The organism is Bradyrhizobium sp. LeoA1Lang (genome assembly GCF_055413685.1).
Map to the genome: position 1 here is coordinate 59907 of NZ_JBVAPG010000001.1, position 24495 is coordinate 84401.

General features: G+C 63.2%; 18 protein-coding genes. 6 read left to right on the top strand and 12 right to left on the bottom strand.

Annotated features, from left to right (window positions below):
* The first annotated feature begins 28 nt into the window (after window positions 1-28).
* A complete protein-coding gene (locus ACZYOF_RS00245; RefSeq protein WP_463714391.1) occupies window positions 29-1834 on the top strand; it encodes a glycoside hydrolase family 15 protein in 1806 nt (601 codons plus the stop codon).
* Between the two features lie 179 nt (window positions 1835-2013).
* Window positions 2014-3009 carry a L,D-transpeptidase family protein gene (locus tag ACZYOF_RS00250; protein WP_130578792.1) on the top strand — a complete coding sequence of 332 codons (996 nt, stop codon included), beginning with the start codon at window positions 2014-2016 and terminating at the stop codon, window positions 3007-3009.
* A 191-nt stretch (window positions 3010-3200) separates the two neighbouring features.
* Here ACZYOF_RS00250 and ACZYOF_RS00255 read toward each other — a convergent pair whose 3' ends face one another.
* The 8 genes from ACZYOF_RS00255 to ACZYOF_RS00290 form a co-directional block, all read right to left on the bottom strand.
* Window positions 3201-4013: an HAD family hydrolase gene (locus ACZYOF_RS00255; RefSeq protein ID WP_463714392.1), complete on the bottom strand. Its 813-nt coding sequence runs from the start codon at window positions 4011-4013 to the stop codon at window positions 3201-3203.
* A complete protein-coding gene (locus tag ACZYOF_RS00260) occupies window positions 4010-4498 on the bottom strand; it encodes a gluconokinase (protein WP_463714452.1) in 489 nt (162 codons plus the stop codon). The genes ACZYOF_RS00255 and ACZYOF_RS00260 overlap by 4 nt, the downstream gene beginning before the upstream one ends.
* Before the next feature lie 28 nt (window positions 4499-4526).
* Window positions 4527-5270: a 6-phosphogluconolactonase gene (gene pgl / locus ACZYOF_RS00265; protein ID WP_282528960.1), complete on the bottom strand. Its 744-nt coding sequence runs from the start codon at window positions 5268-5270 to the stop codon at window positions 4527-4529.
* A 2-nt stretch (window positions 5271-5272) separates the two neighbouring features.
* The gene (gene zwf, locus ACZYOF_RS00270) at window positions 5273-6781 is read right to left on the bottom strand and encodes a glucose-6-phosphate dehydrogenase (RefSeq protein WP_130582121.1); all 1509 of its coding nucleotides are present in this window, start codon (window positions 6779-6781) and stop codon (window positions 5273-5275) included.
* Window positions 6782-6794: 13 nt separating this feature from the next.
* Complete coding sequence (gnd, locus tag ACZYOF_RS00275; RefSeq protein WP_463714393.1) at window positions 6795-7787, bottom strand: phosphogluconate dehydrogenase (NAD(+)-dependent, decarboxylating); 993 nt, start codon at window positions 7785-7787, stop codon at window positions 6795-6797.
* Between the two features lie 120 nt (window positions 7788-7907).
* The gene (locus ACZYOF_RS00280) at window positions 7908-10754 is read right to left on the bottom strand and encodes a bifunctional transaldolase/phosoglucose isomerase (protein WP_463714394.1); all 2847 of its coding nucleotides are present in this window, start codon (window positions 10752-10754) and stop codon (window positions 7908-7910) included.
* A 211-nt stretch (window positions 10755-10965) separates the two neighbouring features.
* Window positions 10966-11415 carry a DsrE family protein gene (locus ACZYOF_RS00285; protein WP_463714395.1) on the bottom strand — a complete coding sequence of 150 codons (450 nt, stop codon included), beginning with the start codon at window positions 11413-11415 and terminating at the stop codon, window positions 10966-10968.
* 60 nt (window positions 11416-11475) lie between these two features.
* Window positions 11476-12096, bottom strand: a complete 621-nt coding sequence (locus tag ACZYOF_RS00290; protein ID WP_463714453.1) for a hypothetical protein — start codon at window positions 12094-12096, stop codon at window positions 11476-11478.
* Window positions 12097-12570: 474 nt separating this feature from the next.
* Between ACZYOF_RS00290 and ACZYOF_RS00295 the strand changes: the two genes are divergently transcribed.
* From ACZYOF_RS00295 to ACZYOF_RS00310, 4 genes are all read left to right on the top strand, one after another.
* Entirely contained in the window at window positions 12571-14514 is a 1944-nt protein-coding gene (locus ACZYOF_RS00295; RefSeq protein WP_463714396.1) for a PrkA family serine protein kinase, read from the top strand.
* 18 nt (window positions 14515-14532) lie between these two features.
* Complete coding sequence (locus ACZYOF_RS00300) at window positions 14533-15804, top strand: YeaH/YhbH family protein (RefSeq protein ID WP_282528961.1); 1272 nt, start codon at window positions 14533-14535, stop codon at window positions 15802-15804.
* Window positions 15801-17345, top strand: coding sequence for a SpoVR family protein (locus ACZYOF_RS00305; RefSeq protein ID WP_130582116.1), 1545 nt, complete (start codon window positions 15801-15803; stop codon window positions 17343-17345). Before ACZYOF_RS00300 ends, ACZYOF_RS00305 begins: the two co-directional genes overlap by 4 nt.
* Before the next feature lie 238 nt (window positions 17346-17583).
* Window positions 17584-18774, top strand: a complete 1191-nt coding sequence (locus tag ACZYOF_RS00310) for an ABC transporter substrate-binding protein (protein WP_463714397.1) — start codon at window positions 17584-17586, stop codon at window positions 18772-18774.
* A 112-nt stretch (window positions 18775-18886) separates the two neighbouring features.
* On the opposite strand, the gene ACZYOF_RS00315 is transcribed toward ACZYOF_RS00310, so the two are convergent.
* The 4 genes from ACZYOF_RS00315 to ACZYOF_RS00330 form a co-directional block, all read right to left on the bottom strand.
* Complete coding sequence (locus ACZYOF_RS00315) at window positions 18887-19942, bottom strand: 2-oxoacid:ferredoxin oxidoreductase subunit beta (protein WP_463714398.1); 1056 nt, start codon at window positions 19940-19942, stop codon at window positions 18887-18889.
* Complete coding sequence (locus ACZYOF_RS00320; RefSeq protein WP_394567487.1) at window positions 19939-21786, bottom strand: 2-oxoacid:acceptor oxidoreductase subunit alpha; 1848 nt, start codon at window positions 21784-21786, stop codon at window positions 19939-19941. Before ACZYOF_RS00320 ends, ACZYOF_RS00315 begins: the two co-directional genes overlap by 4 nt.
* Window positions 21756-23555: an FAD-dependent oxidoreductase gene (locus ACZYOF_RS00325; protein ID WP_463714399.1), complete on the bottom strand. Its 1800-nt coding sequence runs from the start codon at window positions 23553-23555 to the stop codon at window positions 21756-21758. Before ACZYOF_RS00325 ends, ACZYOF_RS00320 begins: the two co-directional genes overlap by 31 nt.
* Window positions 23556-23806: 251 nt before the next feature.
* Window positions 23807-24478 carry a hypothetical protein gene (locus ACZYOF_RS00330; RefSeq protein ID WP_463714400.1) on the bottom strand — a complete coding sequence of 224 codons (672 nt, stop codon included), beginning with the start codon at window positions 24476-24478 and terminating at the stop codon, window positions 23807-23809.
* Window positions 24479-24495: the final 17 nt, after the last annotated feature.

Genomic DNA, 24495 nt, shown 5'->3' on the forward strand with positions numbered 1-24495 from the left:
CTCAAATAAAGAGGGAGCAGTCGCCACCGTGTCTTGCAGGATCGAAGATTACGGACTGATCGGCGACTGCGAGACGGCGGCACTCGTCGGTCGTGACGGGTCGATCGACTGGCTGTGCTGGCCCGCCTTCGATTGCGACGCCTGTTTCGCCGCACTGCTCGGCAACAACAAGCATGGCCGTTGGCAGATCGCGCCGGCCGAGGCCATCATCAAGACCTCCCGCCGTTACCGCGACAACACCCTGATCCTGGAGACGCGGTTCGAGACGGCAAGCGGTGTCGTCGAGCTGATCGACTTCATGCCGCCGCGCGGCAAGGCTTCCGACGTCGTGCGGCTGGTGCGCGGCGTGAAGGGGTGCGTCAAGCTGCAGATGGAGCTGATCATCCGTTTCGGATTGGGCACTGATATTCCCTGGGTCAAGAAGAGCGAGGACGGATCGGCGCTGCTGGCGATCGCCGGGCAGGACATGATCGTGCTCCGCTCGCCGGTCCAGACCCGCGGTCAGGATATGACCACGGTGGCCGAATTCACGGTCGGCGAAGGCGAGACCGTGCCTTTCGTGATGACCTATGGACCCTCGCATCTGCCGGTTCCGGGGCCGATCGATCCCGTGCAGGCCTTGCAGGACACCGAGGCGTTCTGGACTGAATGGTCGAACCGCTGCACCTATGAGGGGTTTGCCCGCAACCTCGTGCTGCGCTCGCTGATCACCCTGAAGGCGCTGACCTTCGCGCCGACCGGCGGCATCGTTGCGGCGCCCACGACCTCGCTGCCGGAGAAACTCGGCGGCCAGCGCAACTGGGACTACCGCTATTGCTGGCTGCGGGACGCGACCTTCACGCTGCTGGCGCTGATGAACTCGGGCTATACCGAGGAAGCGCTCGCCTGGCACAATTGGCTGTTGCGCGCGGCCGCGGGATCGCCGGCCAACATGCAGATCATGTACGGCATCATGGGCCAGCGGCGGCTTCTGGAATGGGAAGCGCTCTGGCTGCCCGGCTATGAGGGCGCGCAGCCGGTTCGTATCGGCAATGCGGCGCATGCGCAGTTGCAGCTCGACGTCTACGGCGAGTTGATCGACGCCTTCCATCAGTCGCGCGTGGCGAAGCTGCAGCTCGACGAGCGGAGCTGGTCGCTGGAATGCACCGTGCTCGAACACCTTGCGGAAGAATGGGACCGGCCGGACAACGGCATCTGGGAGCGTCGCGGCGAGGGCAGGCACTATGTCTTCTCGAAAGTGATGACCTGGGTCGCGTTCGACCGTGGCATCAAGAGCGTCGCACAATTCGGCCTCAAGGCACCGCTCGACAAATGGCTGGTGCTGCGCGAGACCATCCACCGCGACGTCTGTGCCAAAGGATTCGACATCGAGCTCAATTCGTTCGTCGAATCCTATGGTTCGAAACTGCTGGACGCCAGCGTCCTGCTGCTGCCGGCGGTTGGATTCCTGCCGCCGACCGATCCGCGGATCCTCGGCACGCTGGCCGCCACCGAGCAATACCTGATCCGCGACGGCTTCGTCATGCGGCACGACCCGCGCGAAGTCTCCGACGAGAAGCAGCCGATCGAAGGCGCCTTCCTTGCCTGCACCCTTTGGCTCGCCGACGCCTATGTGCTCGCGGGCGAGGTCGGGAAGGCCCAAACGCTGTTCGATCGCGTCATCGCGATCGCCAATGACCTCGGCCTGTTGGCCGAAGAATTCGACGCCATCGCCGGCCGCCAGACCGGCAATTTCCCGCAGGCGCTGACCCATATCGCGCTGATCAACACCGCGCACAATCTGAGCGACGCCAAGCGGGCGGCGGAGAAACCGGCCGTGCAGCGGTCGAAATAGGCTGCCGCCTGGGCCTCCCGCGACGGAACCCGCGGGGTCGTCGATCATTGTTGCAAATATCCAGATCATGATCCGATTGAACGAAATCGGATCATGATCTCATCTCTTTGTTTGAGCATGATCTTTTCGGAAAACCGGTTTCCACTTTTCCGGATCATGCTCTGGTTGGAGGATCGGCAATGGCTCGCCTGTTCGCCGCAGCGTTGTTTGCGTGCTGGCTGTCAGGGCCGGCGTTCGCTGCCGGCCTCGATGTCGCCGCGATCAACAATGCCGGGTACCGGGCTCGCCCCGCGGCCGAGGACAAGGCCGACGCGACAATCATCAAGGCCCAGGTGCTGCTCGAGCGCGCGTTGTTTTCGCCCGGAGAGATCGACGGCAAGTTTGCCGAGAATACGCGGAAGGCGCTGCAGGCGTTCGCGGAAGCCAAGGGCCTGACGTTTCAGAAGACGCTCACCCCGGAGATCTGGGCGAAGCTGAACGAGACCAATCAGGGCGACGTCATCACGAGCTACACGATCTCCCAGAAGGATGTGAAAGGACCGTTTGTCAGGAGAATTCCCGCCAGGCTGGAGGCGATGAAATCGCTGCCGGCGCTCGGCTACAAAAGCGCGCGCGAGGCGCTTGCGGAGAGATTCCACATGAGCGAGGGGCTGCTCGCCCAGCTCAATCCCGGCAAGAAGTTCGACCGGGCCGGCGAGACCATTTTTGTCGTCAACGGTCGCGATCCCCGGCTCAAGCTGAGCGTGGCCCGGATCGAGGTCGACAAGTCGCGGCAGACCGTCAAGGCCTTCGACGGCGGCGGCGCGCTGGTTGCGTTCTTTCCGGCAACCGTCGGCAGCCAGGACAAGCCGACGCCGAGCGGCACGCTCAAGGTGATCTCGTCCGACGCCAATCCCTATTACCGCTACAACCCGGCCTATAGGTTCAAGGGCGTGCACGCCAAGCGGCCGTTCATCATCAAGCCCGGCCCGAACAATCCGGTCGGATCATACTGGATCGGGCTTTCGGGCGAAGGTTACGGAATCCATGGTTCGCCCGAACCCTCGAAGATCAGCAAATCGGAATCCCATGGCTGCATCCGCCTGACCAATTGGGATGCCACGCTGCTTGGTGCGAGCGTCAAGAAAGAGACGCCGGTGGATTTCGTCGAGGGCGCGGACAACAAGGAGAGCTGAGCGGCGATTGCAACGACGGCGCCTCCACAATTACGATGTCGTCCCGGGCTTGACCCGGGACCCATAACCACAGGGCGTTGTTGTGTGCTCCGCCGCAACTGCTTGCTCGCGCCACAACATCTCCCTGTGGTTAATCTCCCTGTGGTAATGGGTCCCTGCTTTCGCAGGAACGACAGCGGTGATGGGGTTGGTCAAGCGGTTTCGTTATAGTTCAATACCATCTCGATCGCCTTGGCGAAGCCGTCGCGCTCGTTGCTGTCGGTCACGAACTTGGCCTGGCTCTTGACCTCATCGGTGGCGTTGCCCATCGCAAACTGAACGCCGCTCCGGGCGAACATCGGCAAATCGTTGCGCATGTCGCCGATGGTCGCCACCGCCTCGGTCGGAATGCCCAATCGTTTCGCCATCGCCTCGACAAAGGTGCCCTTGTCGTGGCCGGGCGGGGTGACGTCGAGATAATAGGTTTGCGAGCGGACGGCGGTCGCCTCGGTGCCGAGCGCCTGCTGCATCGCGGTTTCGCAGCGCGCGAGCAGCGGGGCGTCGGAAGATGCGCCGACGATCTTGCAGGCCTGGTCGAGATAGGGCGTGTAATCCGTGACGATGGTCGGGTCGTGCCGGATGGTGTGCCGCTCGTGCGCGACATATTCGCCGTCGGGATTGGCCGTCAGCCAGCGGTCGTTGGTGAACAGCCAGATGTCGACGCCGAATTCGCGCAGCAGCTCGATGCTTCGCCGCGCGGTCGCCGGCGGGATCAGGTGCTGCTCGACCGGCTTGAGCTGCGGATCGATGATCGAGCTGCCGTTGAAGGCGCCGACCGGCAGCGTGATCGACAGCGGCTCGATCAGGAATCCCATGCCGATCGAGGGACGGCTGGAGACGATGGTGAAGCCGATCCCGGCCGCATGCAGTTTTTGCGCGGCTTCCCGGGCGGCGTCGGTCAAAACCTTTTCCTTGGTCAGCAGCGTACCGTCGACGTCGGAAACGAGCAGGGCGATGCGGGTCATGGGACTACCGGTTTGATTTGGCGGATGATGGCGTCGACGGTGGCTTCGACCGTGGCGTCGATCGAGACGGTGATCGGATGTTCGCTTAGGCTCGGCGGCTCCAGGGTCTGGAACTGGCTCGCCAGGAGGCCCGGCGGCATGAAATGGCCCTTGCGCTGGGCGAGCCGGCCCGCGATCAGCGCCTCGGTGCCGTCGAGGAAGACGATGCCGACGTCACTCCGTCCATGCAGGAGGATCTCGCGGTAGGCATGCTTCAGCGCCGAACAGGCGACCACCACACGCTGGCCTGCCTCGCAGACGCGGTCGATCTCGTCGGCGATCGCCTGCAGCCAGGGGCGGCGGTCGTCATCGGTGAGCGGCTGGCCTGCGCTCATTTTCGCGACGTTGCTTGCGGGGTGAAAGCGGTCGCCGTCCTCGAAACGCCAGCCGAGCCGCCTCGCAAGCGTCTCGCCGATCGTGCTCTTGCCTGAACCGGAAACGCCCATCACGACGAGGGCGCAGAAGGTCGCCGGATCAGCCACTAAAATTCTCCGGCCGCGCCGCCTCGTCGATCAACCAGACCGTCTCGCCGATGGATTGCGCGCGGTTCGCCGGCAGGTTCTCGCCGGACAACGCGCGGGTCAGGATTGCGCGCTTGTCCTTGCCGGCGACCTCGAACAGCATTTCGCGGCAGCAGGACAGCGTTGGCAAAGTCAGGCTGACGCGCGGCACGAACGGTCCGACATTGGCCTTGGGCACGCCGACCACCCATTGGTCGATCACCTCGATCGCGGGGTAGTTCGGAAACAGCGAGGCGGTGTGTCCGTCCGGCCCGATGCCCATCAGCACCAGGTCGAACAGCGGACGGGCTGCGTCGAGCGCCTCCGCGCCGTAGAACGATTTCAGCTCGCGCGCATAGCGTTCCGCCGCTTCATCGGGGCTGGCGGCATAGGTCGGGATCGGATGGATGTGGGGGGCGGGCGCGTAGCGATCCAGGAATGCCCCCCGCGCCATCGCCATGTTGTTCCTAGGGTCGTCGACCGGCACGAAGCGCTCGTCGCCGATGAACCAGTGCACGCGGTCCCACGGGATCCTGGCGTGGTACGGCTCGGTCGCAAGCAATTGGTAAAGCGCTTTCGGGCTCGATCCGCCGGTCAGGCAGATCGCGATCCGGCCGCCGTTCGCGGCCATCCGCGCCAGCACCCGCTCGGCGGCGGCCTTCGCCAGCGCCGCGGGATCGGCGACCACGATGATCTGGCGGCGACCGACGGCGGTCATCGTCAACCCAGCTTTCGCCAGCTACGGCCGTCGCGGGTCAGAAGCGCGTTGGCGGCCTCAGGGCCCTCGCAGCCGGCCTTGTAGGGTTGCAGGCCGGCGCCGCCGGTCTTTTTCCAGGCATCGAGGAAGGGTTGCACGGCCTGCCAGCCGGCTTCGACGCTGTCGGCGCGCTGGAACAGGATGTTGTCGCCGATCATGCAGTCATAGATCAGCGTCTCATAGCCGGTCGACGGCTCAGCCTTGAAGTAATCCTTGTAGCGGAACTTCATCTCGACGCCGTCGATGTTGATGGTCGGGCCGGGAACCTTGGTGTTGAACTGCAGTTCGATGCCCTCGGTCGGCTCCGTGGAGATCACGAGGTAGTTCTGCGAGAGCTGGTCTATCGGCGTGTCGCGGAACATCGCGAACGGCGCCTGCTTGAACTTGATGGCGATCTCGGTGCGCTTGGCGGCCAGGGCCTTGCCGGTGCGCAGATAGAACGGTACGCCGGCCCAGCGCCAATTGTCGATGATGAGCTTGAGCGCAGCATAGGTTTCGGTGGTGCTGCCGGGCTTGACGTCCGCGGTCTTGCAATAGTCCTCGATCGCCGTGTCGCCGATCTTGCCGCCGCGATACTGCCCCCGCACTGAATTGTGCAACGCCTCCTGCTCGCTCTGGATCTGGATCGCGGCCAGTACATTGGCTTTCTCCGTGCGCACCGAATGCGCGTCAAAGCGGATCGGCGGCTCCATCGCGACCAGCGACATCAGTTGGAACAGATGGTTCGGCACCATGTCGCGCAGCGCGCCGGTCGAATCATAGAAGCTGCCGCGATGGCCGACGCCGAGCTTCTCGTCGACGGTGATCTGGATGTGGTCGATATGATTCCGATTCCAGATCGGCTCGAACATGCCGTTGGCAAAGCGCAGCACCAGGATGTTCTGGACGGTTTCCTTGCCGAGATAGTGATCGATCCGGTAGATTTGATGCTCGTCGACGAGCTTCAGCAACTCGGCGTTCAGGTGCTTCGCCGAGTCCAGGTTCGTGCCGAACGGCTTCTCGATCACGATCCGCCGCCAATAGCCGTTCTCCTTCAGCATGCCGGTGCGGGCGAGCTCCCTGGTGATCGGCAGGAAGGCGCCCGGCGGCGTCGCGAGGTAGAACAGGCGGTTGCCGCCGGTGTCACGCGCGGCTTCCGCCTTGTCGAGCTGGACCCGCATCTCGTCGAAGGACGCAGGGTCCTTCGGGTCGGCTTCAACCGCGGTGACGCAGTCGAACAGGCGCTTGGCGATGGCCTCGTCGACCGGGCGGGTTGCGAACTGCCGCAATCCCTTCATCAGGCTTGCGCTCAAATCCGCGTTCGACATGCCGCCGCGGGCAACGCCGACGACGCAGAATTTGTCGGGCAACAGGTTGGTCGCGGCGAGATTATAGAGGGCAGGGATCACCAGCCGGTGCGCGAGGTCGCCCGTGACGCCGAAAATGATGAAAGAGCAGGGGTCGGGTTTCTTTTGCGCGTGACCGTTCGTCATCGTTAAGCCTTCCCTAGCTCTTCTTGGCGCCTTGCGGCGGCTCCCGGTGGCCGCCGAAACCGGCGCGCATGGCGGAGAGAATCTTCTCGGCGAAGGTGTGGTCCTTGCGCGAGCGGAAGCGGGCAAACAGCGCCGCCGTCAGCACTTCCGCAGGCACCGCCTCGTCGATCGCGGCATTGACCGTCCAGCGGCCTTCGCCGGAATCCTCGACGAAGCCGGAATAATTATCGAGGGTGGCGTTCTCGGCGAGCGCGATCGCGGTGAGGTCGAGCAGCCAGGACGGGATCACGCTGCCGCGGCGCCAGACCTCCGCGATATCGGCGATGTCGAGATCGAAGCGGTGATCTGGCGGAAGCGCCTCGCTCTTGGCGTTCTTCAGGATGTCGAAGCCCTCGGCATAGGCCTGCATCAGGCCGTATTCGATGCCGTTATGGATCATCTTGACGAAATGCCCGGCGCCGACGGGGCCGGCATGGATATAGCCCTGTTCAATGCGGGGGTCGCGGCCGTCGCGGGACGGGGTGCGCGGAATGTCGCCGATCCCGGGCGCGAGCGTGCTGAAGATCGGGTCGAGCCTATCGACGACGGATTTCTCGCCGCCGATCATCATGCAGTAGCCGCGCTCGATGCCCCAGATGCCGCCAGAGGTGCCGACGTCGACATAGTTCAGGCCGCGCTCCTTCAGCGCCTTGCCGCGGCGGACGTCGTCCTGCCAGAACGTGTTGCCGCCGTCGATGATGGTGTCGCCCGGCTGCATCAGCCTCGACAGCGCGTCGATCGTCGCCTCGGTGATCTTGCCGGCCGGCAGCATCACCCAGGCGGTGCGCGGCTGCTCCAGCTTGAGCACGAATTCCTCCAGCGAGGCGGAGCCGGCGGCCTTGTCGGCGGCGAGCGTGGCGACCGCCTTCGGATCCTTGTCGTAGACCACGGCGCTGTGGCCGTGGGCCATCAGCCGGCGGACGATGTTGCCACCCATCCGCCCCAAGCCGATCATGCCGAGCTGCATGTTCTCATGTCCTTACTGTTGAGCACGATTCCGAAAACTGGAGCTCGCTTCACCTCCCCCGCAAGCGGGAGAGGGGCGCAGCTCGATCTTGGTCGGTACTCGATCCAATCTCATCCTGCTCTAGTTGAGGGCTTCGTTAAGCGCAGCGTCCAGCGTGGCCAGCGCCGGGCCCAGTCCGCCCTTGAGATGGACGCGGAGCGCGCGCCGGCCGCGTTCGGTCAATACGTCGAAATCGCCGCGCGCCTGCGCCGCCTTGATGACGCCGAAGCTTGCCTTCTGGCCCGGTACCGGCAGGTCCGCGGCATCGTCGGCGGTGATCTGCAGGAACACGCCGCTGTCGGGGCCGCCTTTGTAGGCCTGGCCGGTCGAGTGCAGGAAGCGCGGTCCGAACTCGGCGCAGGTGGCGAGATGCTTGCTGTCGCGCACGGCGAGCCGCATCTTTTGCAGTGCGTCGATGAACGCCTCGTCGCGCTCCATATAGGCGAGCAGGGCGACGTAGTCGCCGCGATGCGAGCGCGACAGGTGAGCCTTCAGCCAGGAGCCGAGCGTGCCGTCGGCGCCGGCCTTGCGCAGCTCGGCGGCGTTGTGCCCGTCGGTGTAGAGGTCGGCCTCGGCGGTGGAGACCACCGGCTGTTCGGCCGGCAGCGATCCGGTCTTCTCGAAGGCTGCGGTCAGTTCACGGGTCTTGATCTTGGCCGCCTCGACATCCGGCTGGTTGAACGGGTTGATGCCGAGCACAGAGCCTGCGACCGCGGTCGCGATTTCGAAGCGGAAGAACTCCTGGCCGATATGGTCGATCGACGGCAGGACGATGCGGGCCATGGGATGGCCGGCCTGCTCCAGCGCGTCCAGCAGGGCGTCATGCTCGGCGTCGTCCTCGCCCTCGGTGCGGAGGTCGATGAAGAAGCGGTCGTCGCCATAGGCACTAGGCTCGCCCAGCGTCTCGCCGTCGACCGGGATCAGGCCCTTGCCGTCCTTGCCGGTGGATTCGGCGATCAACTGCTCGGCCCAGGCGCCGAAATCGGCGATTTTCCTGGACGAGGTGATCGTCACCTTGTCGCGGCCTTCGAGGCCGGCGAGCCCCATCGCGAGCCCGAGCTGTACGCCGGGGTTCTCATGCGGCGGCACGTCGGCGCCGCAGGAGCGCACCATCGACAGCGTATGCTTGATCAGGCTGCGGACATTGAAGCCGGCGGCAGCGGCCGGCACCAGACCGAACGGCGAGAGCACCGAGTAGCGGCCGCCGATCGTGGGCTCGCCGTAGAAGATGCGGGCAAAGCCCTGCCGCTTCGCGGTCTTCTCCAGCGACGAGCCGGGATCGGTCACCGCGATGAAGCGGTGGCCGGCCTTGGCGGCGCCGATCGCCTTGGAGACGCGGTCGAAGAAATAGTCCTTCATCACGTTCGGCTCGGTGGTGCCGCCGGATTTGCTGGAGACGATGAACAGCGTCTTGGAGATGTCGACCGCCGCTTCCATCGCCCGCACCTGCGCCGGGTCGGTGGAATCGAGCACGTGCAGCTTGGGGAAGCCGGTCTTCTTGGCGAAGGTCTCCGCCAGCACCTCCGGCCCCAGGCTGGAGCCGCCCATGCCGAGCACGACCGCGTCGGTGAACTTCTGGCCCTTCACGCGCTCGGCGAAATCCTCATAGTCGGCGACGTCGGCCTTTGCCGGGCTGGTCAGCCAGCCCAGCCATTTGTCCTCATCCTCGCCGGTCCAGACCGATTTGTCCTTGTGCCAGAGCCGGCGGACCTTGGCCGAGGCGCGCCATTCCTCGGTATTCTCTTCGATTGCCTTGGCAAGCTCGCCGCCGACCTTGAGCTGCTGGCCGTCGATGCCGGTGCCGAGCGAGGTCGCGCGCTTGAACGCGACGGCGCCATAGAGCTTGTCGGCGGCATCGGCGAACAGCCTGACGCCGTCCTTGACCAGTTCGGCGGTGATCGCGTCCAGCGAGATGCCGGACTTCTCCAGTTCGTCGAGCACACGCTGCGCGTCCTCGACGTTCTCCTCGAGGCTGTCGCGCACCTTGCCATGGTCGCGGAAGGCGTCGAGCGTCGCCGGCGGCACGGTGTTGACCGTGTCGGGGCCGATCAGCTCCTCGATATAGAGGACGTCGCTATATTCCTTGTTCTTGGTGCCGGTCGAGGCCCACAAGAGCCGCTGCGGCTTGGCACCCTTTGCCAGGAGTTTTTCCCAGCGCGGACCTGCGAAGATCTGCTTGTAATCCCGATAGGCCATCTTGGCGTTGGCGATCGCGACCTTGCCCTTCAGCGACGCCAGCCGCTCCTTCTCGGTGGGATCGTTGGCCTTCGCGATCTTGTCGTCGAGCTGCTTGTCGACGGCGGAATCGATGCGGCTGACGAAGAAGCTCGCCACGCTCGCAATGTGCGATGGGTCGCCGCCGGCGCTCACGTATTTCTCCAGGCCCTTCAGATAGGCCTCCGCCACCTCGCGATAGACCTTTTGCGAGAACAGGAGCGTGATGTTGATGCTGATGCCTTCGCCGATCAGGTGCTCGATCGCGGGCAGTCCCTCCGGCGTCGCCGGCACCTTCACCATCAGGTTCTTGCGCCGCACCTCCTTCCAGAGCCGCTGCGCTTCGGCGATGGTGCCCTTGGTGTCCATCGCCAGATAGGGCGACACTTCGAGGCTGACGAAGCCGTCCTTGCCGTTGAGCTGGTCATAGACCGGTCGCAGCACGTCGGCGGCGTGCTGGATATCCTCGATTGCCAGATGCTCGAACAGTTCGGCGACCGGGCGATCGCCCTTCTTCAGCGCATGGCCGATCGCCCCGTCATATTCGTCCGAGCTGCCGATCGCCTTCTCGAAGATCGACGGGTTGGAGGTGACGCCTTTGACGCCGTCCTCGTCGATCAGCTTCTTGAGGTCGCCTTTGGCGACGAAGCCGCGGGCGAGGAAATCCAGCCATACCGACTGGCCGTGGCTTTCGAGTGTTTTGACGGGGTTCATGATGCCTGTTTCTGCTTGATCGGGTCGGTGGACGGGTTCCCCAGCAGCTTTCTGGGGCGGGACCGGATTGTCAACACGGGGCGGAAAGGGCTGCCTAAGGCGAATATGCGCATCAAAAGGAGACAACTCCACCCGGACCGGTTTGATCCCTTGGATTTGATCCGATGCAACCGCGAACTCTGAACAATTTTATGACGGTGCGGTGCACTGTTCACGGCCTGAGATACAGGTAGCCCTGCGACTGCAACTCGGCGAGGCGGACGACGCCGCCCTTGTCGGCGACCACGAAGCCGGGGAGGAGCTCCTTCAGGCTGACATTCTGCGATTTCATGGTATTGCCGCAGGCGGCAAGCTCGACGCCATCCCCGGAAAACTGCTGGACGCGCCGCGACAGGTCGGGATTGGCGGCGGCCGAATGGAAGGCGCGCAGCGCCGGTCCGTGGACCACCAGCGCAATGGTAACATTCTCGGGCCCGCCGACGCCGTCGAAATGGTTCTGGATGTTGCCGAGCACAAAGTTGACCTTATCGAGGTCGCTCGGCTGATAGACCACCTTGAGCTTGGCGAGAGGCGATGGCGCCTCGGTGGCGGCGCGGGCGCGTGAGCCGGCAAGGGCGCCTAAGCCTGACACCACGCCCCACAAGATGCTGCGTCGATGCATGGCACCCTCCCTCGATTGAGTTGGCTGGCCGACGAGCGTATGATCCACTTCGCGAGCGTATCATTTGTGTCTGATGGCGGCGAGTTCCCGGCGGTCGGTCACAAGCTCGGCACATTCTTCCGCGTCTGCGCGATCGACGCGAAAGATCTTGTCGTCCGCGCCGGCGATGAGCGCGTCTTCGGCCTTTTGGTCCGGCTTGTCGCGATTCCAAATCCTGATCCGCTCAAGGCGGATGATGGTGGGCTTGTCGTCTTTCGACAGTGCCACATTGATGCCGCCACCTTCACAATCGACGCCGCAGCCGAAACGGATTTCGTTGCTCGCGTCCTCTGTGACAACATGGCCGCAAAAGCTGCTGGAGTCGAAATTGCCGGTGCGGTGACGGTACTTAATTCCAAGGCGGAATGAGTAGCTGGTGGTTTTTTCCTCCCGCGCGCTCTCCGCCGTCACCAACAGTTTCATCGCGCTGACTTTCTGCTTCGGATGTTGCGCCAGATGACTGGCGTCATAACGGCGCACGAAGCAGGCGTAGGTCTTTTCGGCGAGCGGGCCTGCGAATATCCTGTTGTCGAAAGTTGCGGTCTTGGCGCTGTCGACGCCATCTTCGGCGTGACTGTGGCTAATTCCCGCGAGCATTGCGGCTGCGACAACTAGATGAACGGAGAATAAAATACGCTTCATGATCTGTTCAGCGAACGCAAGCGATCTATATGAAATGATACACGCCACCTCGATCGACGCGCCGACGATGCCGCGTCACGATGTGCTGACGGGTTTGACTTAGTCGCGGCAGAAGCCGGATGCGTTCAAACCTGTGGCAGTTCGTGGGCGTGAAGGAGCTGCGCGATGGCAGCCGAAAGGCGGTCAGAAAGGCATTTGCTGATGGCAGGGAAGCCTGGTCTTTGTCGGTCCTCCGGTAGAATCACGGATGTGGCGGACCAGCTACATGGTCAAGAAAGTAAATGACAAATCGCGTTTTTGATGAACTATTAGGCTGGCTGCTTGTTGATAAGGCAGCGGCTGCTTGCGCCGCGCATTGCGGAAGGGAGGCTGGCGAGTGTCCAATAGCTCCAGCATGCCGACCGTGATTCGAGGAACGTTTCGGCAAACCGGCTCGTTCTCGTAAGGCGGCGCAACATACCGTGGAGAGGGATCATGTACAACGATTCTCTGTTCAACGCTTTCGCTAGGTCGTTCGAGGCTCGAAGCCAGAGCGATATGTCGATGGCTGAATATCTCGAGTCGTGTCGAAGTGATCCGATGCGATATGCGAATGCGGCAGAACGACTACTGGCTGCGATCGGCGAGCCTCAGATGATCGACACGGCCAAGGACCCTCGCCTTGGCCGTATCTTTATGAACCGCACGATGCGCACCTATCCGGCATTCGCGGGCTTCTACGGCATGGAAGATACGATCGAGCGGCTCGTCGGCTTCTTCCGTCACGCCGCGCAAGGCTTGGAAGAGCGCAAGCAGATACTCTATCTGCTCGGACCGGTCGGCGGCGGCAAGTCATCGCTCGCCGAGCGGCTCAAGGCATTGATGGAAGTGCATCCGATCTACGTGCTGAAAGCCGGCGACGAGCTGAGCCCGGTCTTCGAAAGCCCGCTCAGCCTGTTCGATCCGGATCAGCTCGGGCCAATGCTGGAGGAGAAGTACGGCATTCCGCAGCGGCGCCTCACCGGGCTGATGAGCCCGTGGTGCTATAAGCGGCTCGAAGCTTTCGGCGGTGACATCTCGCAATTCCGCGTCGCCAAGATCCAGCCCTCGCGGCTGCGGCAGATCGCGGTCTCCAAGACCGAGCCCGGCGACGAGAACAACCAGGACATCTCCTCGCTGGTCGGCAAGGTCGATATCCGCAAGCTCGAGACCTACGCGCAGAACGATCCCGACGCCTACAGCTATTCGGGCGGACTCAATCGCGCCAATCAGGGCATCCTCGAATTCGTCGAGATGTTCAAGGCGCCGATCAAGATGCTGCATCCGCTGCTCACGGCGACGCAGGAAGGCAACTATATCGGCACCGAGAATATCGGAGCGATCCCGTTCGGCGGCATTATCCTCGCACACTCGAACGAGGCGGAATGGCAGAGCTTCAAGGCCAACAAGAACAATGAGGCCTTCATCGACCGCATCTGCGTCATCAAGGTGCCTTACTGCCTGCGGGTCACCGAGGAGCAGAAGATCTACGAGAAGCTGATCCAGGGCTCCGAGCTTGCCAGCGCACCTTGCGCGCCCGCGACGCTGGAGACCTTGGCGCGCTTCTCGGTGATGTCGCGCCTGCGCAAGCACGAGAACTCGACGCTGTTCGCGAAGATGCGGGTCTATGACGGCGAGAGCCTGAAGGAATCCGATCCAAAGGCGCGCAGCGTCCTGGAATATCGTGATGCCGCAGGTGTTGACGAAGGCATGGACGGTGTCTCGACGCGCTTCGCGTTCAAGGTGCTCGCCGCCACCTTCAACCACGACACGATAGAGGTCGGGGCCGATGCCGTGCACCTGATGTACGTGCTCGAGCATTCGATCCGCCGTGAGCAACTGCCCGAGGAAATCGAGAAGCGCTATCTCGAATTCATCAAGGCCGATCTCGCCCCGCGTTACGCGGAGTTCATCGGCAATGAGATCCAGAAGGCCTATCTCGAATCCTACTCGGATTACGGCCAGAACCTGTTCGACCGCTACGTCGATTACGCCGACGCCTGGATCGAGGATCAGGACTTCAAGGATCCCGACACCGGCCAGTTGCTCAACCGCGAGCTTCTGAACCAGGAGCTGACCAAGATCGAGAAGCCGGCCGGCATCGCCAACCCGAAGGATTTCCGCAACGAAGTCGTCAAATTCTCGCTGCGGTCGCGGGCGCATAATGGTGGTAAGAACCCGAACTGGACCTCCTATGAAAAGGTTCGCGACGTCATCGAGAAGCGGATATTCTCGCAGGTCGAGGATCTGCTTCCGGTCATCTCGTTCGGTTCGAAGAAGGACGGCGAGACCGAGAAGAAGCACGACGACTTCGTCGCGCGGATGGTGGAACGCGGCTACACCGAGCGCCAGGTCCGCCGTCTCGTCGAATGGTATATGCGCGTGAAGCAGGCTGGCTAAGGCGGATGCAAAGTGACGATGCATATTGTCGATCGGCGCCTGAATCCGGGCGGCAAGAGCCTTGAGAACCGACAGCGGTTCTTGAGGCGGGCCAAGGCCCTGGTTCAGGGAGCCGTCAAGAAGACGTCGCAGGACCGGGACATCAAGGATGTGCTGGAAGGCGGCGAGATATCGATACCGCTCGACGGCATGGACGAGCCGCGCTTCCGCCGCGAGGGTGGCACCCGCGACATGGTGCTGCCCGGCAACAAGAAGTTCATCGAAGGCGATATCCTGCCGCGTCCGAACCAGGGCGGTGGCCGCGGAACGGGGCCGGGCGAGGGCGACAGCGAAGATGCGTTCCGCTTCGTCCTGAGCCGCGACGAGTTCGTCAACCTCTTCCTCGACGATCTGGAATTGCCCGACCTCGCCAAGCGCAAGCTCGCGGAGGCGGAGAGCGAAGGCCTGCATCGCGCCGGCTACACCACCTCAGGTTCGCCCGCGAACATCTCGGTGAGCCGCACCGTCAAGCTCGCGCTGGCGCGTCGCGTCGCGCTGCGCCGGCCGCGGCCGGAGCAGATCGCCGAGCTCGAGGCGGAGGCGGCCGAGGCAGCGGAGCCGCGACGCTCCGAACTCTTGGCGCAGATCGCGGCGCTGAAGGCCAAGGCGAAACGGATCCCCTTCATCGATCCCATCGATATCCGCTACCGCCGTTTCGAGACCGTGCCGAAGCCGGTGGCGCAAGCCGTGATGTTCTGCCTGATGGACGTGTCGGGCTCGATGTCGGAGCACATGAAGGACCTGGCGAAGCGGTTCTACATGCTGCTCTACGTGTTCCTGAAGCGGCGTTATCGCCACGTCGAGATCGTGTTCATCCGCCACACCGATCGCGCCGAAGAGGTGGACGAGGATACATTCTTCCATGGACCGGCTTCCGGCGGCACGCTGGTGTCGAGCGCGCTGCAGGCGATGCACGATATCGTCCGCACCCGGTTTAGACCGGCTGAATGGAACATCTACGCCGCGCAAGCCTCCGACGGCGACAACATGACCTCCGACAGCCTCCTGACCGGACGGCTGCTCACGGAGCATATCCTCCCGGTCACCCAGTTCTTTGCCTATCTCGAGGTTGGCGAGGCCGCCAACTACACCTTCGACATGCCGGACTCCTCGCTCTGGACCCTTTACGAGCGCTTGCGCAACGAGGGCGCGCCGCTCGCGATGCGCAAGGTGAGCGAGCGCAGCGAGATCTTCCCGGTGTTCCAGGACCTGTTCAAGCGTCGCGGCAAGCAGGAGAAGGCCACGCCATGACGAAGACGGGTGAGCGGCTGTTCGACGGCGCCGACTGGGATTTCCGCACGCTGCAGCGCGTCCATGATGCCTGCGAGGAGATCGCGAAATCGGAGCTCGGCCTCGACGTCTATCCTAACCAGATCGAGGTCATCACCGCCGAGCAGATGCTGGATGCCTATTCGTCGGTCGGCATGCCCTTGTTCTACAAGCACTGGTCGTTCGGCAAACACTTCGCCTTTCAGGAAGCGTCCTACCGCAAAGGATACATGGGACTGGCGTACGAGATCGTGATCAACTCCTCGCCGTGCATTTCCTACCTGATGGAGGAAAACACCGCGACCATGCAGACGTTGGTGATCGCGCACGCAGCCTTCGGCCACAACCATTTCTTCAAGAACAACTACCTGTTCAAGCAGTGGACCGATGCCGACGGCATCCTGGACTATCTCGAATTCGCCAAGGGCTATATCTCGCACTGCGAGGATCGCCACGGCCGGCGGGCGGTTGAGCATACGCTCGACGCCGCCCATGCCTTGATGTCGCACGGCATCGATCGCTATCCCGGCAAGAAGAAGCTCGACCTGCGCACAGAGGAGAAACGCGCCGGCGAGCGTCGCGCGCACGAAGAGAGCGCCTTCAACGATCTCTGGCGTACGGTGCCGACCGGACCCGCGAAGACCAGGGCCGCGCTGACCGCGGAGCGCCGCCGCATCCTGCTCGGGCTGCCGCAGGAAAACATCCTGTACTTCCTGGAGAAGACCGCGCCGCGGCTGCAGCCCTGGCAGCGCGAAGTGCTACGCATCGTCCGCCACATCGCGCAGTATTTCTATCCGCAGAGCCAGACCAAGGTGATGAACGAGGGCACCGCGACCTACGTCCATTACAGCATCATGAACCGGCTGCACGAGCAGGGCCGCATTTCCGACGGCAATTTCCTTGAATTCCTGCAGTCGCACACCAACGTCGTGTTCCAGCCGGATTTCGACGATCCCCGCTTCTCCGGCTTCAATCCCTATGCGCTCGGCTTTGCGATGATGCAGGACATCGAGCGGATCGTGACCGAGCCGGAGGACGAGGATCGCGAATGGTTTCCTGACATCGCGGGCAGGGGCGATGTCATGGGCGTGCTGCGCGAGGTCTGGGCCAATTACCGCGATGAGAGCTTCATCGGACAGTTCCTGAGCCCGCGGCTGGTGCGGCGTCTGCGCCTGTTCCATCTGCATGACGATCCCGCGGAGACCGCCGGCATCCGCGTCGATGCCATCCATGACGAGCGCGGCTATCGCCGCGTGCGCCGCGAACTGGCGCGGCAATACGATGTCGGCTTCATCGATCCCAACATCGAGGTCGTCGATGTCGACCTGGAAGGCGACCGCCGGCTGATGCTGCGCCACACCGTGGTCAAGGGATCGCAACTGGTAGAAACCGATGCGCGGCGCGTGCTGCAGCACCTCGCTGATCTCTGGAGCTACGACGTGGTTCTCACCGAGGTCGACACTCACGACAAGGTGTTGAAGGAATATGTCGTGAGCCCGCGCATCCTGCCCGCGGTGGCGTAGTTATTGCCGTAGCCCGGGTGAAGCGCGAGCGTAACCCGGGATCGCTCTCAAAGGCGGACGCTGATGTCCCGGGTTACGCGTTCCGCTCCACCCGGGCTACGAATTTACAATCCTCCACTTGCCTGAGATCACGATTGCGCGCGCCCAATTGCCGGCACGCGGAATTCTTGTGCGATTGCCTCATCTGGCGCGATTGGTATGGTGCGCGCGGTCAAGAAAACCAAAAAGGATTAAGACCGTGACAACTCGCAAATGTCTGGCGGGCGCTTTCGCCTCCGCCGCGCTCTCGATGCTGATGATGTCAGCTTCGCTCGGCGCCGAAACCACCATCAAGCTTGGAAACACCGCGCCCTACAGCGGGCCGGCATCGGCCTACAGCACCATTGCGCGCGCGGAAGCTGCGTATTTCCAGATGCTGAACGACCAGGGCGGCGTCAACGGCCGCAAGGTCGAATTCGACAGCCTCGACGATGCCTATTCGCCGTCGAAGACGGTGGAGCAGACACGCAAGCTCGTCGAACAGGATGAGGTGCTGGCGCTGTTCAGTTCCGTCGGCACCGCGCCCAACATCGCCGTTCAGAAATACCTGAACATCAAGCGCGTGCCGCAGCTCTTCGTCTCGTCGGGCGCGACGCGGTGGAACGACCCGAAGCAGTTCCCCTGGACCGTCGGCTTCAACCCGACCTACGAGCTCGAAGGCAGGCTCTACGCCAAATACATTCTGCAGACCAAGCCGGACGCCAAGATCGCCGTGATCACGCCGAACGAGGACGCCGGCAAGGATTATCTGAAGGGCTTCAAGGAAGGGCTCGGCGAGCATGCCGGCCAGATCGTGTCGGAGACGACCTATCTGACCAGCGATCCCACCATCGACTCGCAGATGGTGTCGATGCGCGAGTCCGGCGCGGATGTGTTCTTCGCCGAGGCCACGCCGAAATTCGCAGCGCAAGCGCTGCGCAAGGCCGCCGGCATGGGCTGGAAGCCGCTGGTCATCCTGCCGACCGTCTCCAATTCCGTGTCCGCCGTGCTCGAACCGGCCGGCCTGGAGAATGCGGTCGGTGTCGTCACCGGCCTGTACCTGAAGGATCCGACCGATCCGCGCTGGGCCGACGATCCCGCGCAGAAGGAATTCTCGGCCTGGATGAAGAAGTATCAGCCGAATGCCAGTCCCGGCGACCTCTTCAATGTGCAGGGCTATACGGTTGCCGGCGTGATGGCGGCGGTGCTGAAGAACTGCAAGGACGATTTCAGCCGCGACAACATCATCAAGCAGGCCACCAACCTCAACGGGCTCGAACTGCCGATGCTGCTGCCGGGCATCAAGGTGACCACCGAGCCGACCAACCTCACTCCGATCCGGCAGATTCAGATGGCACGGTTCGACGGCAAGTCATGGGTCCTGTTCGGCGACGTGCTGAGCGACAAGTAAGGGGCGCGCCGCAACTTGTAGGGTGGGCAAAGCGTAGCGTGCCCACCATCCACATTCGGTGCAAGAAAAGGTGGGCACGCTGCGCTTTGCCCACCCTACGGCGCTACGGCGCTCAGCGCAGGCTGGCGTTGATCTTGTCCAGCGCGGCGGAGCCCGGGCAGAGCGCCTTGGCGTCGAGCGTATTGAGCGGGGTGTCCACCGTGTTGAGATGGGCGTGCAGGTCCTCCGCTTCCGGATCGACGTACAACAGCCCGGTGACGATCTGGCCTTTGGCGGCGTGCTTCTGCAGGAAGGTCATCGCCCCCAGCCGGTCATGCGGATCGTAATCGGCATCGAGCTTGCGCAGCGCGATCCGCGAGCCGTCGTGCTGCTCGACCACCTGCACGGTGCCGGGCGCATAGTCGACATGGATCGGCTCGCGGCCGACAAGCACGTCGAGCCGGTTCACGGCGTCGTTGTGCTCGCGGACATAGTCGAAACTCTTGGTCGAGCCGGCGTGATTGTTGAAGGCGATGCAGGGGCTGATGACGTCGATGAAGGACGCGCCCTTGTGCTGGATCGCGGCCGCGATCAGCGGCACGAGCTGGGTCTTGTCGCCGGAGAAGCTGCGCGCCACGAAGGTGGCTCCGAGCTGCAGCGCGATCGCAACTAGGTCGATGGCGTTGTCGGTATTGACCACGCCCTTCTTGGACTTCGAGCCGCGGTCGGCGGTTGCGGAGAACTGGCCCTTGGTCAGGCCGTAGACGCCGTTGTTCTCGACGATATAGGTCATGTTGACGCCGCGGCGGATCGAATGCGCGAACTGGCCAAAGCCGATCGAGGCGCTATCGCCGTCGCCGGAAACGCCGAGATAGATCAGGTCGCGGTTGGCGAGGTTGGCGCCAGTTAGCACCGACGGCATGCGACCATGCACCGAGTTGAAGCCGTGCGAATTGCCGAGGAAATAGTCAGGCGTCTTCGACGAGCAGCCGATCCCGGAGATCTTCGCCACCCGGTGCGGCTCGATCGAGAGCTCGTAGCAGGCCTCGATGATCGACGCCGTGATCGAGTCGTGGCCGCAGCCGGCGCACAGTGTCGAGATCTTGCCCTCGTAGTCGCGGTGGGTATAGCCGAGCTCGTTCTTCTTGAGGCCGGGATGATGGAATTTCGGCTTTGCAATGTAGGTCATGACACGGCCTTGCGCAGAGGGGTCACCTTGAGATGGTCCTGATGGTCGCCGATCGCATTCGCGATGAAACGCGCAGTGATCGGCGAGCCGTCATAATGCAGGATCGGCACCAGCCGCACCGGGTCGATGCCGTTCTCGTTGACGATCAGTTGCCGGAGCTGCGCGTCGCGGTTCTGCTCGACGACGTAAACGAAATCGTGGTCGGCGATGAAGCTCGCGACGCTGGAGTGGAACGGGAAGGCGCGGATGCGCAGCCGGTCCAGATGATGGCCGCGGGCGTCCAGGATCTCGATCGCCTCGTCCATCGCCGGCGCGGTCGAGCCGAAATAGATCACGCCATATTTGGTTGGCTTGGCCGCGTTGGCCTGCAACGGCCGCGGCACCAGGTCCTGCGCGGTCTCGAACTTGCGCACCAGGCGCTGCATGTTGTCGGCGTAGACCGGGCCTTCCTCCGAATAGCGCGCATAGCGGTCGCGCGAGGTGCCGCGGGTGAAGTACGAACCCTTGGTCGGATGCGCGCCGGGATAGGTGCGGTACGGGATGCCGTCGCCGTCGACGTCGAGATAGCGGCCGAAATCGCGGCCTTCTTCCAGCATCTCCCTGGTCATCACCTTGCCGCGATCATACTGCCGCGCATCGTCCCAGCGGAGCGGCCGGCACAGCCGATGGTTCATGCCAATATCGAGATCGAGCATCACGAAGATCACGGTCTGCAGCCGCTCGGCGAGATCGAAGGAGGTCGCGGCAAACTCGAAGGCCTCTGCCGGATCTTCCGGGAACAGCAGCACATGCTTGGTGTCGCCATGCGAAGCATAGGCGCAGGCGATGATGTCGCATTGCTGGGTGCGCGTCGGCATGCCGGTCGAAGGACCGGCGCGCTGCACGTTCATGATCACGGCTGGAATCTCGGCGAAGTAGGACAGGCCGATGAATTCCGTCATCAAGGAGATGCCGGGGCCGGAGGTCGTGGTGAAGGCGCGCGCGCCGTTCCAGGAGGCGCCGATCACGATGCCGATCGAAGCGAGCTCGTCCTCGGCCTGCACGATCGCGTATTTCGCCTCGCCGGTTTCCGGATCGTGCCGCAGCTTCTTGCAGTGGTTGGTGAAGGCTTCGGCGAGTGAGGATGACGGCGTGATCGGGTACCACGCGCAGACCGTGGCGCCGCCATAGACCGCGCCGAGCGCGGCGGCACTGTTGCCTTCCAGGAAGATTCGGTCACCGACCTTGTCGGCCTTCTTGACCCTGAGCCCGATCGGGCATTTTAGGTTCTGCAGCGCCCAGTCGCGGCCGAGATGCAGCGCATGGACGTTGGAGGAGAGCAGCTTCTCCTTGCCTTTGTACTGCTCGCCGATCAGTTGCTCGATCAGCTTCGGATCCATGTCGAGCAGCGCGGACAGCGCGCCGAGATAGATGATGTTCTTGAACAGTTGGCGCTGGCGCGGATCGGTGTAGGTCGAGTTGGTGATCGCGGTCAGCGGGACGCCGATCACGGTGATGTCGGCGCGGAATTTCGACGACGGCATCGGCTTGGTGGAATCGTAGAACAGATAGCCGCCGGGCTCGATCGAGGCGACATCCTTGTCCCAGGTCTGCGGGTTCATCGCCACCATCATGTCGACGCCGCCGCGGGCGCCGAGATGGCCGGCTTCAGTCACCCGCACCTCATACCAGGTCGGCAGGCCCTGGATGTTGGAAGGGAAGATGTTGCGTGGCGAGACCGGCACGCCGTGGCGCAGGATCGCGCGCGCGAACAGTTCGTTGGCGCTCGCCGAACCCGAGCCGTTGACGTTGGCGAAGCGGACGACGAAGTCGTTTACGCTGCTGATCGGGCTTTGGACTGACATGTTGATCCCGCGTGAACCATATCGATGAGGTATTTCTGCATGTCCCAGGCGCCGGTCGGGCAGCGCTCGGCGCACAGCCCGCAATGCAGGCAGACGTCTTCGTCCTTCGCCATGATGCGGCCGGTCTTCAAGCCGTCGGCGACATAGAGCGCCTGGTCGTGATGCGGTGAGGGCGCTTTCAGCCGCTGCCGCAGATCATCCTCCTCGCCGTTCTCGGTGAAGGTGATGCAATCCATCGGGCAGATGTCGACGCAGGCGTCGCATTCGATGCAGAGCGGCGCGGTGAACACTGTCTGCACGTCGCAGTTCAGGCAGCGCTCGGCCTCGCCGAGTGCGAGCTTGAGGTCGTAGCCGAGCTCGACTTCGGCGCGGATGTCCTTCAGCGCGATCACCTTGTCGCGATGCGGCACCTTGAAGCGCTTGTCGGTGGAGATGTCGTTGTCATAGCTCCACTCGTGAATGCCCATCTTCTGCGAAGAGATGTGCACCTCCGGCAGCGGGCGCTCGTTGATGTCCTCGCCGGACAGCATCTTATGGATCGACAGCGCGGCGTCATGGCCATGCGCCACCGCCCAGATGATGTTCTTCGGGCCGAATGCAGCGTCGCCGCCGAAGAACACTTTCGGATTGGTCGACGCGAAGGTCTTCGGATCGACCTTCGGCATGTGCCATTTGTCGAATTCGATGCCGCAATCGGCCTCGATCCAGGGGAAGGCGTTTTCCTGGCCGACCGCGACCAGCACGTCGTCGCAGGCCACGGTCTCATCGGGCTCGCCTGAGGGCACCAGATTGCGCCGGCCCTTGGCGTCGTATTCGGCCTTCACCTTTTGGAAGGTGATGCCGGTGAGCTTGCCGTTGTCGTGGGTGAAAGCGATCGGCACCATATAATTGAGGATCGGGATGTCCTCGTGGAGCGCGTCTTCCTTCTCCCAGGGAGAGGCCTTCATCTCATCGAAGCCGGAGCGGACGATCACTTTCACGTCCGCCCCGCCGAGCCGGCGCGCGGTGCGGCAGCAATCCATCGCGGTGTTGCCGCCGCCGAGCACGATCACGCGGCGGCCGATTTTCTCGACATGGCCGAACGACACTGAGGACAGCCAGTCAATGCCGATATGGATGTTGGCGGCTGCTTCCTTGCGGCCGGGGATGTCGAGCTCGCGGCCGCGCGGCGCGCCGGAGCCGACAAAGATCGCGTCATAGTTCTCGGCCAGCAGTTGCTTCAGGCTGTCGATGCGATGGCCGCCCTTGAACTCGATGCCGAGGCCCAGGATGTAGTCGGTTTCCTCGTCGATCACCGAATCCGGCAGGCGGAATTTCGGGATCTGCGTCCGCATCATGCCGCCGGCCTTGGGATCCTGGTCGAACACGGTGCAGTGATAGCCGAGCGGGGCAAGGTCGCGCGCCACCGTGAGCGAAGCGGGGCCGCCGCCGATCAGCGCGATGCGCCTGCCGTTCTTCGGCCCGGGCCGTGGCAAACGGTGCTTGATGTCGTCCTTGAAATCGGCCGCGACGCGCTTCAGGCGGCAGATCGCGACCGGATTCTCCTCGACGCGGCCGCGGCGGCACGCCGGCTCGCATGGACGGTCGCACGTACGCCCCAAGATGCCGGGGAACACGTTGGACTTCCAGTTGATCATGTAGGCGTCGCTGTAACGCCCCTCGGCAATCAAACGGATATATTCGGGAACCGGTGTATGTGCGGGGCAGGCCCATTGGCAGTCGACTACTTTGTGAAAGTAGTCCGGCGCCGAGATATCAGTCGGTTTCATTCCTACCTTATCCGCGCGGAACCCAAAGTCAGATGCGCGGCCTTATCTTTGCCTGCGAACGCTCAACGGACGGGCGTTCTTCTGGTTTTCCAATTGCATCATAGACGTCTCTTATTAGAGCCATTCCAGATCGGGCACACAAGCCAATTCTGCGCGACACCAGGCATTCGCGCGCTGCAGCTACGCGTATGGCGTTGGGCTCAATGAAGATTATGCGGCGGCGCAACAATTCGTGACACCGCCGGCGCAGATCACGCGCGAGGCAGGTCGCTTTTGGCGAGGTCCCACATCAGCTGGTAAATGCCGCTGGAGATCACCAGCGGCTTGTAGGCGGCGTTGTCAGCCACCAGCGCCGCAGCGGCCGGGACGGCCTTCACATCGGTGGCGTCGATCAGCACGAACCAGTCGCCGGCGCCCACGGCGGCATTCGACGCATCTGATGTCAGCGGCTTCGACAGGGCAGGGTCGTTTTCGATCAAATGGATGGAGATGATCCCATCGAGCTTGGTGGGATCGAACTGGTCCCGCAGCGCTTCGCGCAGTCTGTCCCTGCCGTCGCCGGGCGGACGAAGCCGGATGATGCCGAGCGCCGCGCCGCGGCCGGTGCCCCGGCTGATGGTGATGCGCGCGACGCCGCGGATCATGTTCTTGAAGCGCGCGATGTTGGCCTTGGACCATTCGGTCTGGTTGGCGAGTGCGGTGCGGTAGGCCGGGCTGTCCAACACCTCGAAGGTCTCGGTCGAGTAGAGGCTCAGATATTTCGGCTTGCCCTCATGTGCGACGTAGCGACGCGCCTCCAGGAAGCCGTCGATGGCGACGCGCTCCTCCAGATGCTCGCGGTCATACCAGCGATTGAAATCGGCCTCGTCGGCGGGATCGATATCCATCGACGTCAGCAGCATGCCTTTTCCGGCCAAGGGCATTGTTGTTCTCCAGTTTC